Raw genomic sequence first — 16,821 nt, forward strand, 5'->3', positions numbered from 1 at the left:
ACGGGCCACGCAAGGCGGGTTTGGAAATGTGATGTCTTCGGATTTTGATCTGAATGCGGATAAACCGTTGGAACGATCCCGCTATAAACCTGCGGCGGTGATGGTGCCGATTTTAGAACATGCGACAGGGCTGCGGGTGATTTTAACCCGCCGCGCTGCGCATTTGAAACATCATCCAGGGCAAATTGCCTTTCCAGGCGGCAAGGTGGATGCCACCGATCAAAGCGTGGAACACGCCGCCTTTCGCGAGGCCGAGGAAGAGATCGGACTGCGCCGTGCGCAATGCGAACAGCTCGGCACTTTGCCGTTGCACCGCACAGTGACAGGGTTCGAGGTGCAGCCCATCGTGGCCCGCGTGGATCATGACTTTGCACCGATGTCCGATCCAGGTGAGGTGGAAGAAGTGTTTCACGTCCCCTTGAAACATGTGTTGGACCCAGCCAACTATTTCATTGAAGGACGCGTATGGATGGGCAAGCCCCGTCGGTATTACGTCGTGCCATTTGGCCCTTATTACATTTGGGGTGCCACGGCACGCATGTTGCGCATGTTCGCAGATCGCGTAGAACATTCTCATGAAACTCACCGCTGATTGGATATTTACGGACACTGTGCAACGCCTGTTTGCCGCGTTTGAACAGAGCGGCCATCAGCTATTGTTTGTGGGGGGATGCGTGCGCAACGCGTTGATGGATCGAGCGGTGGCTGATCTGGATATGTCCACGTCGGCGACCCCTGATGATGTAATTGGTCTCTGCAAACGAGAGAGGTTAAAGTTTATACCAACAGGGCTCGATCACGGTACAATCACGGTGATGATCGGCAGGCAATCCTTTGAAATCACCAGCTTTCGCAAAGATGTGGAAACCCACGGCCGCCGTGCAGTCGTTGCGTTTTCCAAAGACATCAACGACGATGCGATGCGGCGCGATTTCACGATGAATGCACTTTATGCGGATGGTGCAGGACAGATCATTGATCCGCTGAATGGTCTGGACGATCTTCAGGCACGCAAGGTGCGGTTTATTGCCAATGCGCAGGATCGCATTCGCGAAGATTACCTGCGCATCCTTCGATATTTTCGCTTTCACGCGTGGTATGCGGATCAGGATGAGGGCATGGACCCCGAAGCGATGGCGGCCATTGCACAGAATGTGGATGGGCTGAGCCTGATTTCAAAAGAACGGATCGGTGCAGAAATGCGCAAGATTTTGTCAGCGCCCGATCCATTGCGCACGGTGGCCGCGATGGAGCATTCTGGCGTACTTAATCAAATACTTCCGGGCAGTTCTGCGCGGGGCCTTGGACCATTGACCCATCTGGAATCCACAGTGTCGAGCGAACCCGATTGGCAGCGACGATTGATCGTTTTAGGTGGTGAGGATCATGCGAAGCACCTGCGGCTGTCGAATGTGGAAACAAAACGGATTGCAGCGTTTCACACCGCCAGTGATCGCGGCTTGGGCGCGGCGGCAACGGCCTATTATTTTGGTGCGGAAACCGCGCTTGATGTGGCGCTGATCATGGCAGCCAGCCTTGAAACACCCCCTGCACATGGGGTGTTGGATGACATTGCCAAGGGAACACAGGCCCAGTTTCCAGTTCGCGCCAGCGACTTGCCCAACACGCTGGTCGGCAAAGACATTGGCGACACGTTGAAACGGCTGGAACAGGCGTGGGTTGCGTCGGGCTTTGCCCTTTCCAAAGACGCGTTGTTGGCAGATGTTTAGCCCACTGATTGCGTTTCTAATTGCGGGGCTGGCGAGCCCTGGGCCCAATGTCATCATGTTAACCAGCAGCGGCGCACGGTTTGGAGCGCGGGCCACATGGCCACATCTGGTGGGCGTTGTCATCGGTACAGGGATTATCGGGGGTGTTTGCGGATTGGGCATCGGTGCGCTGATCCTGTCTCAACCACAGTTGCGGTTCACCCTACAGTGCATTTCGGCCGCGTGGATTTTGTGGATGGCTTATCGAATGCTTTTCCCCAGAAAATCCGCGTCGCAAAAAGCCATAGAACGCCCAATGACATTTTTCGAAGCCGCGGTGTTTCAGTGGGTCAATCCAAAAATCTGGGCCGTTGCCTTGGCGGCCGCCTCTGGGTATTCCATCGGCCTGACCCCCATGGGGGAAGCGATACGGATTGCGGCTGGGTTTTCCAGCGTAAACCTGTTCGTCTGCGTGTTTTGGACCTATTCAGGGGCGCTGTTGGCGGCCTTGTTAAACAACGAAACACGATGGTTTTACTTTCGGTGCGTGATGGCGATACTGCTCGCTCTATCCGCGATATTGGTGTTCTTATGACAGAGCTTTTGATCGAAAAACTGGGGTCCAAAGGGGATGGCATTGCCAGCCACAATGGGCAGGACGTGTTTGTTCCTTTTTCTGTTCCAGGCGAACGGGTGGAAGGAGACATCGAAGACGGCCGCATCGCAAAGCCGCGTATTTTGGAACCTGTGGCCCTGCGCGTCAAAGCACCTTGTTCGCATTTCAAAACCTGTGGTGGCTGCGCGACGCAACATATTGATCCGGCGTTTCTGGCCGATTGGAAACGGAATTTGGTGCGCACCGCTTTGGCTCAACACGGGCTGGAAACCGAATTGCGCGATACAATTACATCGCCACCCCAATCGCGTCGCCGCGCGGTGTTTACGGGGAAGCGGACAAAGGCCAGCGCGTTTCTGGGATTTCATGCCCGCGGTACGGCTCAGATTATTCCGATTACGCACTGCACGTTGTTGCACCCTGATATTTCAGAAGGGTTTGACGGGTTAAAGGCGCTGGTGCAAATCGCAGCTTCGCGCAAGAGCGAAATTCGCATCGCCGCCACAGCGAGCATTGGTGGGCTGGATGTGAGCGTCGACAATGCTTTGCCGCTCACTCCTCAAATTCAAGCACACGTGGTGAAAATTACCCACGATCACGGGTTATCGCGTGTGTTCTGGAACGGCGAAATTGTGTTGGAACGGGAACCCGCACAACATCGGTTTGGCGAGGCATTGGTGACACCGCCAAATGGGTCTTTCTTGCAGGCCACGAAAGAAGGGGAAATCGCCCTTGTGGACACTGTGATGTCTATTGTCGGGCAAGCGAAATCTGTGGCGGATTTGTTTTCCGGCTGTGGCACGTTTTCCCTGCCCTTGGCCAAAATAGCCGAGGTTGCAGCATTTGAATCAGATCGCGAAATGCTCGCCGCGCTTGATAAAGGCTGGCGCGTTGCAACCGGTTTGAAAAAAGTCACCACCGCGCCGCGCGACCTGTTTCGCAATCCGATGCGCCCTGACGAATTGAACCCGTTTGATGCGGTGGTCATCGATCCACCCCGCGCTGGTGCAAAAGCACAGACGGAGCAATTGGCCGCGTCTGAAGTGAAAACCATCGCCTTTGTGTCGTGCAATCCAGCCACCTTTGCACGGGATGCGCGGGTTTTGGTGGATGGCGGTTACACGCTCGATTGGGTGCAAACCGTGGATCAGTTTTTATGGTCTGAACACTGCGAACTCGTCGCGCAATTCACCCGCAATTAAGTCTGGCAGCAAACCAACACGCGACCTATATAGGCGATATGGAACCACAAAATACTTCGATCCCTGAAACAGGCTTTCGGACCCGTTTAAAACATTGGGTTGAATCCGCCCTTGTTCGCAACACGATCCTTGTTGTCATCGTCATCAACGCCATCGTTTTGGGATTGGAAACATCCAAAACCATGCAGGGTATGGCGGGCGGACTGTTGTCGGCGATTGATACCATATGTTTGTGGATTTTTGTCGCGGAACTGACCGTGAAACTGGTTGCCTATGGCTGGCGGTTCTTCCTCGCGCCATGGAACATATTCGATTTCTTGGTGGTGTCAGTGTCGTTCGCGCCTAGCGGTGGTGGCCTGTCTGTTCTGCGTGCTTTGCGCATTTTGCGCGTGCTACGTGTGATCTCTTTTGCACCGCGCCTGCGCCGTGTGGTCGAAGGCTTTGTCTCCGCCCTGCCTGGCATGGCATCGGTGTTTTTGCTGATGACCATCATCTTTTACATCGGTGCAGTAATGGCGACAAAACTGTTTGGCGAAGCCTTCCCAGAATGGTTCGGGTCCATCGGTCGTTCTGCGTATTCGCTGTTCCAGATCATGACGCTAGAAAGCTGGTCCATGGGCATCGTGCGGCCTGTGATGGAACAATTCCAATACGCTTGGATGTTCTTTGTGCCGTTCATCATTGTCACCACTTTTGCGGTGGTGAACCTGCTTGTGGGTTTGATCGTGAATTCCATGCAAGATGCCCATCACGCCGAAAGCGATGAGGCAACAGGCAGCTATCGCGACTCCGTCATGCAAAAGCTGGACGAAATCAGCGAACGACTGGACAGGTTGGAAAAGTAACCGCCTATAGCTTATCGCGGTGAACTATCTTCATTAGGCGGTTGCCGCACCAATCTGTGAAATCCCCAAAACTTCTAGAACTTTCGCCTCTATTTGGGGCGCGTTCATGCCAGCCACATCGTACATGGCCTTGGGGCTGTTCTGGTCGATGAACGTATCAGGCAAGACCATGGAGCGGAATTTCAGCCCCTTATCAAACACGCCTTGATCCGACAGAAACTGCATCACATGCGAGCCAAAACCGCCGACAGCACCTTCTTCGATGGTGATAAGAGCTTCGTGGTTTTTCACCAGATCCATGATCAGTGCTTCGTCCAACGGCTTGGCGAAACGTGCGTCTGCGATGGTTGGTGTTATCCCTTTGCGAGCCAGCAATTCGGCCGCTTTTTCACATTCCTGCAATCGTGTGCCAAAGGAAAGCAGGGCAACGCGCGCGCCTTCGGCTATCATGCGGCCTTTGCCAATTTCGATTGGCACCCCATGTTCGGGCAAATCAATGCCAACGCCTTCTCCCCGTGGGAAACGAAACGCGCTGGGACGGTCATCAATGGCAACGGCGGTGGCCACCATATGGACAAGCTCTGCCTCATCTGCGGCAGCCATAACGACAAACCCCGGAAGGTTGGACAAATAGCCAATGTCAAAACTGCCCGCGTGGGTCGCCCCATCCGCGCCAACCAATCCTGCGCGATCAATCGCGAAGCGCACGGGCAGGCGTTGGATGGCCACGTCGTGGACAACCTGATCATATCCCCGTTGCAGGAACGTGGAATACAGCGCACAAAACGGTTTGATCCCACCCGCCGCAAGGCCCGCAGCGAAGGTCACCGCATGTTGTTCAGCGATACCCACATCAAAGGTTCGATTTGGAAAGCGCGCCGCAAATTTATCAAGACCTGTGCCATCTGGCATGGCGGCGGTGATCGCGGCGATTTTGGTGTCTTTCTCGGCCTCTTTAATCAGGCTTTGTGCGAAAACAGACGTATAGCTTGGCGCGTTTGACGGCGCTTTTTTCTGTTTGCCACTAACCACATCAAATTTGGCAACGCCGTGATATTTGTCTGATGCCTCTTCAGCGGGAGCGTACCCCTTACCCTTTTTGGTGATCACGTGGATCAGCATCGGCCCTGTGGCGCGGTCTTTTACGGTGCGCAAAACATTCAGCAATTGATCCATGTCGTGGCCGTCAATTGGACCGATGTAGGAAAAGCCGAGCTGTTCAAACAACGTGCCGCCAACGGTCATGTGTTTGACCATGTCTTTGGCTCGCTTTGCACCGTCTTGGAACGGTTCAGGCAACAGGGAAATCGCGCTTTTGGCGGCAGATTTCAATTCTTGGAACGGTTCACCCGCATAGAGTTTTGACAGGTAAGCGGACATGGCACCAACGGGGGGCGCGATGGACATTTCATTGTCGTTCAGGATCACAAACAGGCGTTTTTTCAGATGACCCGCGTTGTTCATCGCCTCATACGCCATGCCTGCGGACATCGACCCGTCGCCGATCACAGCAATCGCATCGCCAAGACCATGTTCAGGTGCACCGCCCAAATCACGGGCAACCGCAAAGCCGAGCGCGGCGGAAATAGAGGTCGAAGAATGCGCGGCACCAAAAGGATCAAACGGGCTTTCGCTGCGTTTGGTGAACCCTGATAATCCGTCAGCTTGGCGCAGGGTGCGAATGCGGTCACGCCGCCCTGTCAGAATTTTATGGGGATAGCATTGGTGGCCCACATCCCAGATCAAACGGTCTTTTGGTGCATCAAACACCGCGTGGATCGCGGTGGTCAGTTCGACCACACCCAGCCCAGCGCCCAAATGACCGCCTGTTTCTGACACGGCGGAAATGGTTTCTGATCGCAGTTCATCGGCGACTTGGCGCAATTGCGGATCGGAAAACTGTTTCAGGTCTTCAGGACCGTTCACTTGGTCCAAAAGCGGAGTGTTTGGGCGATCGCTCATCTGAGGTTCCTCTTCCCGCTTATTTAATCACGATTCGCGGTTCACAACGAAGTGCGCCACTTGCCGCAGTGAATGTGCTTTGTCACCGAACCGATCCAGCGCGTCGCACGCCTGTTCTATCAAAGATGTGGCGTTCTTTTGCGCCTGTTCAAGACCAAGCAGTGACACAAAGGTGGCTTTGCCCGCATCCGCGTCTTTTTGCAGTCGTTTGCCTGCAAGCGCGGCATCGCCCAAAACATCCAAAACATCGTCTTGGATTTGAAAGGCCAGCCCAACCGCGCGGGAATATTCAATCAGTTCGGCCCCAGCGTCCTGCGCCAGCATCGCGCCAGAATGGGCAGACCATTCGATCAAAGCGCCGGTTTTGTTGGCTTGTAGGTGTTTGATCTGGTCGAGCGTTAATGGAGTCTCTGCAGTTTCCGCGGCAATATCCAGCATCTGACCAAGCACCATTCCATTTGCACCAGAAGCCCGCGCCATCGATCCGATCAGGGCCACGCGAACCGCAGCATCAGGCGAGGTTGCGGCATCCGCTAGGATTTCAAAAGCAAGCGTTTGCAACGCATCTCCAGCCAGAACGGCGGTGGCGTCATCCCACTTTACATGAACGGTTGGTTTGCCACGGCGCAGGTCATCATCGTCCATGCAGGGCAGATCGTCGTGGACAAGCGAATACGCGTGCATACATTCGATGGCGGCGGCCGTGCGCAAAGCTTGGTTAGGATCAACATCATAAAGCGCAGCGCTTTCCACCGACAGAAATGCACGCAGGCGTTTGCCACCTGCCAGAACCGCATGGCGCATGGGTGCCGCCATTGGATTGCCTGCTCCATCGGGCAACAACGCCGTCAGCGTTTGTTCTGTTGCACTGGCAACAGCGTTCAGTTTTTCGCGAAAATCGTCCACGCTTAACCCTCGAACGGTTTTAATCCGTCAGGTTTTCCAGCGGCAAGTGTGATCTGTGCGATCTTTTCTTCTGCTTCTGCCAATTTCTTTTCGCAGTGTTTTTTCAACTCTGCGCCGCGATCATATAATTTGATGCTGTCTTCCAGCGCCACTTGGCTGCTTTCCAATTGGCCCACGACCTTTTCCAATTCCGCCATGGCGGTTTCAAAGTTCATTTCGGAAACGGGTGTGTCAGCCATCAGCTTTGCTCCATCAATACGGTCACATGGGCCGCAACGGAGGCAGCCAACGCCTCCAGATCATATCCACCTTCGAGAGTCGAGACCACCCGTCCCTCGCAGTGTTTATCTGCAAAATCACAGAGGGTTTTTGTGGCCCATGCAAAATCCGCTTCGGTGAAGTTGAGGTTCGCCAAAGGATCCGCCTGATGCGCGTCAAATCCAGCAGAGATAAAGATCATCTGGGGTTTGTGTGCTTCGAGTGCGGGTAAAATTTCGCGTTCAAACGCGTTGCGCAAATCGATGCCATTGGCGTTTGGGTTCAGCGGCACGTTCAATACGTTGCCGTGGCCCCCCGTTTCATTGGCAGCACCCGTACCTGGGTAAAGCGGCATTTGATGGCTAGAGACGAACAGGATACGCTCGTCGTCCCAAACGAGGTCTTGTGTGCCATTGCCGTGGTGGACATCAAAATCAACGATGGCAACACGGTCGAGCCCGTGGTGATCGAGCGCGTGGCGGGCACCGATAACCACATTGCCAAAATAGCAAAAACCCATGGCGGTTTGTGTTTCGGCGTGATGGCCCGGTGGGCGTGTGGCGCAAAAGGCGTTGGTGGCCTCGCCCGACATGACCAGATCAACCGCTTTGACGTTTGCGCCAACACCTCGGTAAGCGGCTTGCAAGGAGCCTGGGGATACCGATGTGTCACCGTCGATTTGCGTCCAGCCTTGGGCAGGAACGGCGGCTTTCATTGCGTTCAAATGCGCAGCGGGGTGCGTGGTGAGGATGTGTTCATCCGTCCCAAGTGGCGCATCAAGCCGCATCAAGCCATCAAATTCAGACGCGGACATGCGATCGAGGATGTATTCCAGCCGTGCAACCTGTTCAGGGTGGCCCGCAGGATTGATGTGTTGCAGGCAATCGGTGTGAGTCAGAAAAGCAGTTGTCATTATTCAGGTGCCAGCATGTAGCCCGCGCCACGAACGGTCTGTAAGTAACGGGGGGATTTCGGGTCGGCTTCGATCTTGCGCCGCAACCGTGTGATTTGCACGTCCACCGCGCGTTCTTGGGCTTGACCCGTATCACGGCCCAAGTCTTCGACGAGTTTTGCGCGGCTAATGGGAGTGTGTGGCGTGGCCGAAAAGATGCGCATCAGCGCGCTTTCGGTGGCGGTCAGGCGGACGAGGTCGTCCCCTGCCCATAATTCACCGCGCGTAACATCGTAACGAACGCCGCCGAGTTGCATTGTTTTTGGCGGCTCTGCGACGGTTTGCTCCACTGGAATGCGGCGCAGGATGGCGTTGATCCGCAGGACCAGTTCCTTGGGTTCAAACGGCTTGGTCAAGTAATCATCTGCCCCTGCCTCTAGCCCCATGATCCGTTCGCTGGTTTCGCCTTTGGCTGTCAGCAGCAGGATCGGCGTGCTGAGCTTTTTGCGCAGGTCGCGCGTCAGGGTCAGACCGTCTTCACCCGGCATCATCACATCAAGGACGATCAGATCAAATTCCAATCCATCCAACAGCTTGCGGGCATGAGCAGCGTCGCGCGCCGCAGTGACCCAGAAACCGTTTCGGGACAAGAATTTTTGAAGCAATGTTCGAATGCGTTCATCGTCATCAACGATCAGAATATGCGCATCAGCGAGGATTTCTGTCATCTCTTCAATCCTTTACCAACTTTTTCACATGCTTGCGCATTGAAGGGTCCATGATATTTTCAAGCACTTTGCGAAAGCCAAGCACGGCATCTGGCCCTGCTTCTTTGTACGCTGTGCGCAGGCGTTTTCGTTGTGCGGCGGAAAGTTCTGATTCCAGTTCGCGGCCCGCTTTTGTCAGGAACAGGTGGCGTTCGCGGCGGTCTTTTTCGCCGACCTTGCTTTCAACCAATCCATCATCAATCAATTGGCGCAGGACGCGATTGAGCGATTGTTTTGTGACACCAAGAATGTCGAGCAGGCTATTTACCGTGGTGCCAGGGCGGCGGTGAATGAAATGGATCGCACGGTGATGGGCACGGCCGTAAGTGTGATTTTCCAAAATGCGGTCAGGATCAGAGGTGAAGCCACGATAGGCAAAGAACAAAAGTTCAATGCCCTGAAGCAACTGATCATCCGTCAGAAACAAAAGATTTTCCCCACCGGGCTGCAAGCGATCGCGCATGAGGTTTGCCACCTGACGTTAAATTGAACTGCGTGGGTCAATTTATGTCAGTCTTGTTGACTTTCCAAGAATCAAATGATAGCAAAATTCGACTTTTGTGTAATTATGTGTCTAATTTTCGACACTTTACGCAATAATTGAAAAAATTACCCGAAGTGGAGCGTAAAATGGCTGGTGGATATGATGATCGTGATGGCGTGATCTGGCTGGATGGGGAGCTGGTGCAATGGCGGGATGCCAATGTTCATTTGCTGACCCATGCGATGCACTATGCGTCCTCTGTCTTTGAAGGTGAACGTGCTTATAATGGCAAAATCTTTAAGTCTCGTGAACATTCGGAACGCTTGTTGTTTTCGGGCCGCGAATTGGACATTCCAATCCCTTATTCCGTCGATGAAATCGAAGAGGCCAAATATGCAGTTTTGAAGGCCAACAACTTGTCAGATGCTTATGTTCGGGCGCTGTGCTGGCGTGGGTCAGGCGATGATATGGGCGTGGCATCGGCAAAAAACCCTGTGCGCATGGCGATTGCGACGTGGGAATGGGGTGCGTATTATGGTGATGCGAAAATGAAGGGTGCGAAGCTGGATATTTCCCGCTGGAAACGCCCATCCCCTGAAACGATCCCGTGTTTTGCAAAGGCGGCTGGCCTGTATATGATTTGTACGATGGCCAAGCACGAAGCCGAGGCGAAAGGCTGTTCTGATGCCATGATGTACGACTATCGCGGTTATGTGGCTGAGGCGACGGGCGCGAATATTTTCTTTGTAAAAGATGGGGTTGTGCATACGCCAAAACCTGATTGTTTCTTGAACGGTCTGACCCGTCAGACAGTTATTCAAATGCTGAAAGACAAGCAGATCGAGGTTCAGGAACGCCACATCATGCCAGAAGAATTGCATGACTTTGAGCAATGCTGGCTGACAGGGACCGCGGCCGAAGTAACGCCTGTAGGCCAGATCGGTGACTTCACATTTGAAGTGGGTGACATGGCGCGGACCATTGCGGAAGATTACGAAAAACTCGTGCGTGCATAACGGCCTTGCGCCGTTGATGCTTGAGGCGGCGCGGTCGCTCTGGTACACCGCGAGAATCTCAGCGTCCGAGGAAGAGTGGCGTGTTTTTGAAGGACGGGTATCGTTCGATGCCTGTTGGTTGCCAAGTGGCTGATAAAGATGCAAACATTCCAAGCATGTCGATGCTGGATCTCATTTTGAACACGCTTCAAAATGAAAAAGCAGAAGACATTGTGACTCTGGATTTGGCGGATAAATCGTCGATGGCAGATCACATGGTGGTGGCGTCTGGGCGATCTGCGCGCCAAGTCGGTTCCTTGGCAGAGAAAGTCGCGGACCAGTTGAAACAGGTGATGGACGTGCATTCGCGTATGGAAGGCAAAAGCGCTGGGGATTGGGTTCTGCTGGATGCAGGGGATGTGATTGTTCACATTTTCCGCCCTGAAGTGCGCGAGTTTTATCAGCTGGAAAAGATGTGGCAGGAAGTTCCTGGCGCAGACGCGTAAGCGTTTGTTATCTGTACACATTATTGCTTGTGGGCGGCTCAAAAAAGGGCCGGAACTTACACTGATTTCTGACTATTTGGATCGTTATGCCAAGACGGGGCGTGGCCTTGGGCTGGGTCCGGTTTCTGTGGTTGAGGTCGAGGACAAACGCGGCATTGGGATGGCGGCGGAGGCGGAGTTGTTGCGCAAGGCGATCCCTAAGGGTGCAGTCACGATGATTATGGATGAACGCGGTAAGGTGCTGAGTTCAATTGATTTTTCAAACAAGTTGAGCGTTTGGCGGGATACGGGTGTTCAGGATTTGGCGATCTTGATTGGCGGGGCCGATGGATTGGACCCAAGTTTGCGCCAAGAGGCTGATTTTGCACTGTCTTTTGGCAAAATGGTCTGGCCGCATATGTTGGTGCGGGTGATGCTGTCTGAGCAGTTGTATCGCGCGGCCAGTATCCTTGGGAATGCGCCGTATCATCGGGCTTAACACAGGTTAACGGCGCTGCAATTTTTAAAAATTTTAAAAAAGCAAACCACCCAGAAACAGGGGTCCCGTGGGTATGGGTTGTGTGTTTCCTTTGAAAATTAACACTTGGTCCAATACGCATTAACCTTTTTCGACGGGCGTTAACTTGTGCTTAGGGTCCGTGACAGATATCAGAACGCAAAAAGCAGACACCGAAGGCAGGCCTATGACCACTCCGAAACCCGTCGTTTTGTGCATTCTGGATGGCTGGGGTTTGCGCCCCGAAACCGAAGGCAACGCGGTGGCACAGGCAGCGACCCCGAACTTTGATCGGATGATGCGCGATTGCCCAAATTCCACGCTGACAACATTTGGCCCAGATGTTGGATTACCAATGGGTCAGATGGGAAATTCTGAAGTTGGACATATGAACATTGGTGCGGGGCGCGTGGTGGAAATGGACCTCGCGCGGATCAATGGCGTGATTGCAAGAGGTGAGTTGGCGGATCAGCCTGCGGTGCAGCGGATCATTGCGGCGGGAACAGGTGTTGTACATGTGTGCGGCGTGTTGTCCGACGGGGGTGTTCACAGCCACATCGACCATATGATTGGCATGATGGATGTACTGGTTGCGGCGGGGCGGCGTGTGGCGCTGCATCTGTTTACTGATGGACGCGATGTTGCGCCGAAATCCACAGGACAGTATTTGCAAATGCTGTTGGACAGGATGCCAAAAGACGCGTTTATCGCGACCGTTTCTGGCCGATATTATGCCATGGATCGAGACAACCGCTGGGACCGGGTGTCTCAGGCGTTTGGGGCGATAGTTCATGGGGATGGCATTGGCGCGGTTTCGGCAGCACAAGTTATTTCGGCGAACTATGCCAATGACACAAGCGATGAGTTTTTCCTGCCGTCTGTGATTGGCGATTATGCTGGCATGGCGGACGGGGATGTTTTGGTGTGTCTGAATTTCCGCGCGGATCGTGCGCGAGAGATTTTGGCGGCGATTGCCGAACCAGACTTTGATGGTTTTGAAACAGGACCACGTCCACAGTTGGCGCTGGTGTCTGGGTTCACAGAGTATTCAAAAGCGCATTCTGAATACTGCGATGTGATTTTCCCAGAACAGGATATCGTCAATACGCTGGGATCTTGGGTGGCGCAAAAAGGATTGTCGCAGTTTCGGATTGCCGAGACCGAAAAGTATCCGCATGTGACGTTCTTCCTGAATGGCGGTGTCGAAGTGCCTGCCGCGGGGGAGGATCGTTATTTGGCCCCAAGTCCAAAGGTCGCGACCTATGACATGCAGCCAGAGATGTCGTCTGAAGAGGTAACTGACAATCTGGTGGGCGCAATTTCATCGGGCACATATGACCTGATTGTCGTGAATTATGCGAACCCCGATATGGTGGGGCATACGGGTGATTTGGAGGCGGCCAAGGCGGCCTGTGCATCTGTGGATGTGGGATTGGGTCGTGTAGAGGCCGCGTTGAACACGGCGGGGGGTGCGATGATTGTATGTGCGGATCATGGCAATTGCGAAACCATGATTGATCCTGAAACGGGCGGGCCGCATACCGCGCATACGGTTAATCCCGTGCCTGTGGTCTTGATCGGCGGGCCAACAGGTGCAAAGCTGCGCGCGGGCGGGCGACTTGCCGATTTGGCGCCAAGTTTATTGGCGTTGATGGGGCTGGATCTGCCAAAAGAAATGACGGGCAAAAGTTTGATCGAAACATGATGATCCTGCGCAAAATTATCGCGGCTGTTGCCATTTCGGCGGCCTGTCATAGCGCGGCCCATGCCCAGAGCGAAGCCGTACTGGAAGCGCAGCTGGCTTCCGAGGCATTGCGCTCGGCGGCGGCTGGCCTGAATGAAGCAGGTAGCGCCAAAGACCGCGTAAAGGCGTTAACCAATACCGTGCGTGCCTATGAAGATGGGTTAAGCGCAATGCGGGATGGATTGCGCGGTGCAACTATCCGCGAGCGGGTCATTCGGCTGGAATTTGAAAGCCGTCGTGATCAGCTGAGCCGTTTGTTGGGAATTTTGCAAACGTTGGAGCGTGCCACAACGCCGATGTTGTTGATCCATCCAACCGGGCCTGTGGGTACGGCGCGATCTGGGATGATGATGTCTGAAGTGACACCATCATTGCAACGCCAAGCCGAAGAATTGAAATCGCAATTGGAAGAGCTGAGCGAATTGCGCCGCATCCAAACCGAAGCGGAAGAACAACTGCGGCTGGGGCTGGCAGGCGTGCAAGAAGCGCGCGTGTCCCTGAGCCAAGCGATTGCGGATCGCACGGATTTGCCGCGCCGATTGACGGATGATCCTGTGAAAACGCAGATCCTTGCGGACAGTGCCACATCGCTTGAAATGTTTGCGGGCAGCATTGGTGTGTTGCCCCCCGAACCCGAAACAGCCAAGGCCATTGCGTTTGAAAAGAAACGGGGCACGTTGCGCCTGCCTGTGGATGGGGCGGTGTTGCGAGGATTTAACGAAGTGGACGCGGCGGGTTTGAAACGGCCTGGTCTGGTGATTGCGGCACGCCCATTGGCGTTGGTATCTGCGCCAGCCGCATCCACGATCCGTTATGCGGGTGCATTTTTGGATTACGGAAACGTGATAGTGTTAGAGCCGCAACCCAAGTATTTGCTGGTGATTGCCGGGCTGAATCAGGTGTACGGTGAAATCGGAGAGGTGGTTGATCAAGACGCACCTGTTGGCCTGTTGGGCGGGACCCCTGCTGGCGCACAAGAATTTTTGATCGAGGCGTCAGATGGCGGTAGTGCTTTGGCGCAAGAAACGCTCTATATAGAGCTGAGATATGAAGGTGAGCCTGTGGACCCAAGCGTCTGGTTTGCCGTTAACGACAGTTAGGATGGATTTATGAAGAAGCTCGCATTGGCCGCAATTGGCGGAACGCTCGCTGGCATGGTTTTGACGGCGCAGTTTACTGGCCCGCTGATTGCCCAAGAGGCCGCGAAAACGAAATCCACTTATGAACAGTTGGATCTGTTTGGGGATATCTTTGAGCGCATCCGATCCGCCTATGTGGAAGAAGTAGACGAAGAAAAACTGATCCGTTCTGCGATTAACGGGATGCTGACATCGCTCGATCCGCATTCGTCTTATCTGCCGCCCGAAGATTTCAACGATATGCGGGTGCAAACACGCGGTGAATTTGGTGGCCTTGGCATCGAAGTGACGCAGGAAAACGGTTTCGTCAAAGTAGTGAGCCCAATTGATGATACCCCTGCGGATCGTGCGGGTGTGCAGGCGGGGGATTTCATCACGCAAGTGGACGGCGAAAGCACGCTTGGCATGAGCCTTGATGATGCGGTTGATCTGATGCGCGGCGAAATTGGCTCTGAGATCGTGATTACTTTGGTGCGTGAAGGCACGGATGAGCCTTTCGATATCACCATCGTGCGCGACAAGATTAAGGTCAAAGCCGCTCGTGGGCGTTTGGAAGGGGATAGCGTTGTGCTGCGTCTGACAACGTTTTCGGATCAGACATTTGTGAACCTTGAAGCAGAGCTGAAAGCCAAAGTGGAAGAAGCGGGTGGTATGGATCAGGTGACAGGGTTCGTTATTGATCTGCGCAACAATCCAGGCGGTTTGCTGAACCAAGCGATTGCGGTCAGCGATGCGTTTTTGGAAAAAGGCGAGATCGTTTCAACCCGTGGCCGTGGCCCACAAGACAGCGAACGGGTGAATGCGGAGCCTGGTGATTTGGCGCAAGGTAAGCCGATTGTTGTATTGATCAACGGCGGGTCTGCGTCTGCATCCGAAATTGTGGCAGGTGCGCTGCAGGATCATCGTCGTGCGGTCATCATTGGCACGCGATCCTTTGGGAAGGGCTCTGTTCAGACCATCATGCCGCTGCAAGGGGATGGTGCCATGCGCCTGACTACATCACGCTATTACACGCCGTCTGGCCGGTCTATCCAAGCCTTGGGCGTATCCCCTGATATTCTTGTGGAACAGCGCCCCGCCATCGAAGTGGCCGCAGAGGAAGACCAACGTCAGCAGCGGTTTGAAGCGGATTTGCGCGGCTCCCTGTCCAACGACAGCCTGTCCGAAGATCAACGCAAACTGTTGGAAGAAGAACGAGAAGAAGCCAAGAAAGCGGCTGAACTGCGCAACAATGATGCGCAACTGGCCTATGCTTTGGACGTGCTGAAAGGTTTGGCTGTTCTGGGACAGGCGGACTGATGACACCTGAAGACATCGCAAAACTGCCCTATCGGCCCTGTGTGGGGCTGATGGTGTGCAACGCCGCGGGCCATGTGTTTGCGGGCCAACGGCTCGATAATTATCGCGATGCGTGGCAAATGCCCCAAGGAGGTGTGGAAAAGGGCGAAGACCCCCGCGTGGCAGCCCTGCGTGAGTTGGAAGAGGAAACAGGCATTCCCGCATCTGCGGTAGAGGTTGTGGCCGAAACAGAGGATTGGATTCCTTACGACCTGCCCCATGCGTTGGTTCCTAAACTGTGGAAAGGTCGGTTTCGTGGCCAAGAGCAGAAATGGTTTCTGCTGCGGTTCACGGGGGAAGACAGCCAAATAAACATCCAAACCGCAGAGCCAGAGTTCCGCGAATGGTGCTGGATCAAGCCAGAAGAGCTTTTGGATAAAATAGTGCCGTTTAAACGCGATACTTATGAACGGGTCATTCGCGAATTCAAGGATTTGGTTGGATGAGGTTTCTCTGCGCGCTGGTGATGTTTTCGGTTTTGGGCGCGCAGGTGCAAGCCCTGAGCTGTTTGCGACCCAACACCGCGAAAACCTTTAATTTTCATCAAGAAGCCCCTGACAAATATCGGCTGTTTGTCGGCAAGGTGAAAATGACGGGGGCCATTCCGAAATACGTGGAAGGCACTCCCCAGTCGGCCAAGGCAGTTGCAACGGGTCGATTTGTTGGCCGATCGGGTTTGACCAAAGCGCAATCCCTGAACGTGACGGTGCAAACGCAGTGTGTGGCATCATGGTGCGGTGGATTTCCAAGTGCCATGGATAAAGACGTGATTATGTACATCAAACAAACCCCCAAAGGCGATGTGATCGACATCGGCGCGTGTCCAGGCGGGTTTGGTCAAGTGGTTACAGATGACCGCGTGAAGCTGCTGCAAAAATGTTTGCGCAAAGGCAAATGTTCAAATGCAGATATCAAAGAGTTTGAGTTCAAATAGGTTTCTAGCGCTCCGCGCGGGGGATATT

The 16,821-nt window shown here is 54.1% G+C and carries 19 protein-coding genes; 13 read left to right on the forward strand and 6 right to left on the reverse strand.

What is annotated here, in order from left to right:
* Positions 1–31: 31 nt before the first annotated feature.
* Genes QBD29_RS00570 through QBD29_RS00590 form a run of 5 tightly spaced genes read left to right on the forward strand, consistent with a single transcriptional unit; the run spans position 32 to position 4,372 of the window.
* Complete coding sequence (locus QBD29_RS00570) at positions 32–592, forward strand: CoA pyrophosphatase (RefSeq protein WP_280101000.1); 561 nt, start codon at positions 32–34, stop codon at positions 590–592.
* Complete coding sequence (locus QBD29_RS00575; protein ID WP_280099400.1) at positions 576–1,730, forward strand: CCA tRNA nucleotidyltransferase; 1,155 nt, start codon at positions 576–578, stop codon at positions 1,728–1,730. The genes QBD29_RS00570 and QBD29_RS00575 overlap by 17 nt, the downstream gene beginning before the upstream one ends.
* On the forward strand, positions 1,723–2,304 hold the full coding sequence (locus QBD29_RS00580) for a LysE family translocator (protein ID WP_280099401.1): 582 nt from the start codon (positions 1,723–1,725) through the stop codon (positions 2,302–2,304). Before QBD29_RS00575 ends, QBD29_RS00580 begins: the two co-directional genes overlap by 8 nt.
* Positions 2,238–3,527, forward strand: a complete 1,290-nt coding sequence (locus QBD29_RS00585) for a TRAM domain-containing protein (protein ID WP_347936072.1) — start codon at positions 2,238–2,240, stop codon at positions 3,525–3,527. The genes QBD29_RS00580 and QBD29_RS00585 overlap by 67 nt, the downstream gene beginning before the upstream one ends.
* A 38-nt stretch (positions 3,528–3,565) precedes the next feature.
* Positions 3,566–4,372, forward strand: coding sequence for an ion transporter (locus QBD29_RS00590; protein ID WP_280099402.1), 807 nt, complete (start codon positions 3,566–3,568; stop codon positions 4,370–4,372).
* Between the two features lie 33 nt (positions 4,373–4,405).
* On the opposite strand, the gene dxs is transcribed toward QBD29_RS00590, so the two are convergent.
* From dxs to QBD29_RS00620, 6 genes are read right to left on the reverse strand one after another with little or no spacing between them, the layout of a single operon-like run.
* Complete coding sequence (dxs, locus tag QBD29_RS00595) at positions 4,406–6,334, reverse strand: 1-deoxy-D-xylulose-5-phosphate synthase (protein WP_280099403.1); 1,929 nt, start codon at positions 6,332–6,334, stop codon at positions 4,406–4,408.
* Positions 6,335–6,361: 27 nt separating this feature from the next.
* Positions 6,362–7,240, reverse strand: coding sequence for a farnesyl diphosphate synthase (locus QBD29_RS00600; protein ID WP_347936074.1), 879 nt, complete (start codon positions 7,238–7,240; stop codon positions 6,362–6,364).
* A 2-nt stretch (positions 7,241–7,242) separates the two neighbouring features.
* Positions 7,243–7,479: an exodeoxyribonuclease VII small subunit gene (locus QBD29_RS00605; protein WP_280099404.1), complete on the reverse strand. Its 237-nt coding sequence runs from the start codon at positions 7,477–7,479 to the stop codon at positions 7,243–7,245.
* Complete coding sequence (locus QBD29_RS00610) at positions 7,479–8,411, reverse strand: histone deacetylase family protein (protein WP_280099405.1); 933 nt, start codon at positions 8,409–8,411, stop codon at positions 7,479–7,481. Before QBD29_RS00610 ends, QBD29_RS00605 begins: the two co-directional genes overlap by 1 nt.
* The gene (locus QBD29_RS00615) at positions 8,411–9,118 is read right to left on the reverse strand and encodes a response regulator (protein WP_280099406.1); all 708 of its coding nucleotides are present in this window, start codon (positions 9,116–9,118) and stop codon (positions 8,411–8,413) included. Before QBD29_RS00615 ends, QBD29_RS00610 begins: the two co-directional genes overlap by 1 nt.
* Positions 9,119–9,122: 4 nt before the next feature.
* Complete coding sequence (locus QBD29_RS00620) at positions 9,123–9,620, reverse strand: MarR family transcriptional regulator (RefSeq protein WP_280099407.1); 498 nt, start codon at positions 9,618–9,620, stop codon at positions 9,123–9,125.
* Between the two features lie 167 nt (positions 9,621–9,787).
* Between QBD29_RS00620 and QBD29_RS00625 the strand changes: the two genes are divergently transcribed.
* The 8 genes from QBD29_RS00625 to QBD29_RS00660 all read left to right on the forward strand — a co-directional run bounded on the left by QBD29_RS00625 (position 9,788) and on the right by QBD29_RS00660 (position 16,793).
* On the forward strand, positions 9,788–10,657 hold the full coding sequence (locus QBD29_RS00625; protein ID WP_280099408.1) for a branched-chain amino acid aminotransferase: 870 nt from the start codon (positions 9,788–9,790) through the stop codon (positions 10,655–10,657).
* 155 nt (positions 10,658–10,812) lie between these two features.
* Entirely contained in the window at positions 10,813–11,142 is a 330-nt protein-coding gene (gene rsfS, locus QBD29_RS00630; RefSeq protein WP_347936480.1) for a ribosome silencing factor, read from the forward strand.
* Positions 11,143–11,146: 4 nt separating this feature from the next.
* Positions 11,147–11,620 carry a 23S rRNA (pseudouridine(1915)-N(3))-methyltransferase RlmH gene (gene rlmH, locus QBD29_RS00635; protein ID WP_280099409.1) on the forward strand — a complete coding sequence of 158 codons (474 nt, stop codon included), beginning with the start codon at positions 11,147–11,149 and terminating at the stop codon, positions 11,618–11,620.
* Between the two features lie 205 nt (positions 11,621–11,825).
* The gene (gene gpmI, locus QBD29_RS00640) at positions 11,826–13,343 is read left to right on the forward strand and encodes a 2,3-bisphosphoglycerate-independent phosphoglycerate mutase (protein ID WP_280099410.1); all 1,518 of its coding nucleotides are present in this window, start codon (positions 11,826–11,828) and stop codon (positions 13,341–13,343) included.
* Positions 13,340–14,482 carry a peptidoglycan DD-metalloendopeptidase family protein gene (locus QBD29_RS00645; RefSeq protein WP_280099411.1) on the forward strand — a complete coding sequence of 381 codons (1,143 nt, stop codon included), beginning with the start codon at positions 13,340–13,342 and terminating at the stop codon, positions 14,480–14,482. Before gpmI ends, QBD29_RS00645 begins: the two co-directional genes overlap by 4 nt.
* Positions 14,483–14,491: 9 nt before the next feature.
* Positions 14,492–15,820 (forward strand): S41 family peptidase, encoded by a 1,329-nt coding sequence (locus QBD29_RS00650; protein ID WP_280099412.1) that lies wholly within the window; start codon positions 14,492–14,494, stop codon positions 15,818–15,820.
* Positions 15,820–16,305 carry an RNA pyrophosphohydrolase gene (locus QBD29_RS00655; RefSeq protein ID WP_280099413.1) on the forward strand — a complete coding sequence of 162 codons (486 nt, stop codon included), beginning with the start codon at positions 15,820–15,822 and terminating at the stop codon, positions 16,303–16,305. The genes QBD29_RS00650 and QBD29_RS00655 overlap by 1 nt, the downstream gene beginning before the upstream one ends.
* The gene (locus QBD29_RS00660; RefSeq protein ID WP_280099414.1) at positions 16,302–16,793 is read left to right on the forward strand and encodes a hypothetical protein; all 492 of its coding nucleotides are present in this window, start codon (positions 16,302–16,304) and stop codon (positions 16,791–16,793) included. The genes QBD29_RS00655 and QBD29_RS00660 overlap by 4 nt, the downstream gene beginning before the upstream one ends.
* Positions 16,794–16,821: the final 28 nt, after the last annotated feature.

The organism is Amylibacter sp. IMCC11727, assembly GCF_029854195.1.
In the GTDB taxonomy this organism is placed as follows: domain Bacteria; phylum Pseudomonadota; class Alphaproteobacteria; order Rhodobacterales; family Rhodobacteraceae; genus Amylibacter.

Coding starts and splice junctions, on each gene's coding strand:
- QBD29_RS00570 (WP_280101000.1), top strand. CDS start 32: ATGTCTTCGGATTTTGATCTGAATGCGGATAAACCGTTGGAACGATCC.
- QBD29_RS00575 (WP_280099400.1), top strand. CDS start 576: ATGAAACTCACCGCTGATTGGATATTTACGGACACTGTGCAACGCCTG.
- QBD29_RS00580 (WP_280099401.1), top strand. CDS start 1,723: ATGTTTAGCCCACTGATTGCGTTTCTAATTGCGGGGCTGGCGAGCCCT.
- QBD29_RS00585 (WP_347936072.1), top strand. CDS start 2,238: ATGGTTTTACTTTCGGTGCGTGATGGCGATACTGCTCGCTCTATCCGC.
- QBD29_RS00590 (WP_280099402.1), top strand. CDS start 3,566: ATGGAACCACAAAATACTTCGATCCCTGAAACAGGCTTTCGGACCCGT.
- dxs (WP_280099403.1), bottom strand. CDS start 6,334: ATGAGCGATCGCCCAAACACTCCGCTTTTGGACCAAGTGAACGGTCCT.
- QBD29_RS00605 (WP_280099404.1), bottom strand. CDS start 7,479: ATGGCTGACACACCCGTTTCCGAAATGAACTTTGAAACCGCCATGGCG.
- QBD29_RS00610 (WP_280099405.1), bottom strand. CDS start 8,411: ATGACAACTGCTTTTCTGACTCACACCGATTGCCTGCAACACATCAAT.
- QBD29_RS00615 (WP_280099406.1), bottom strand. CDS start 9,118: ATGACAGAAATCCTCGCTGATGCGCATATTCTGATCGTTGATGACGAT.
- QBD29_RS00620 (WP_280099407.1), bottom strand. CDS start 9,620: ATGCGCGATCGCTTGCAGCCCGGTGGGGAAAATCTTTTGTTTCTGACG.
- QBD29_RS00625 (WP_280099408.1), top strand. CDS start 9,788: ATGGCTGGTGGATATGATGATCGTGATGGCGTGATCTGGCTGGATGGG.
- rsfS (WP_347936480.1), top strand. CDS start 10,813: ATGTCGATGCTGGATCTCATTTTGAACACGCTTCAAAATGAAAAAGCA.
- gpmI (WP_280099410.1), top strand. CDS start 11,826: ATGACCACTCCGAAACCCGTCGTTTTGTGCATTCTGGATGGCTGGGGT.
- QBD29_RS00645 (WP_280099411.1), top strand. CDS start 13,340: ATGATGATCCTGCGCAAAATTATCGCGGCTGTTGCCATTTCGGCGGCC.
- QBD29_RS00650 (WP_280099412.1), top strand. CDS start 14,492: ATGAAGAAGCTCGCATTGGCCGCAATTGGCGGAACGCTCGCTGGCATG.
- QBD29_RS00655 (WP_280099413.1), top strand. CDS start 15,820: ATGACACCTGAAGACATCGCAAAACTGCCCTATCGGCCCTGTGTGGGG.
- QBD29_RS00660 (WP_280099414.1), top strand. CDS start 16,302: ATGAGGTTTCTCTGCGCGCTGGTGATGTTTTCGGTTTTGGGCGCGCAG.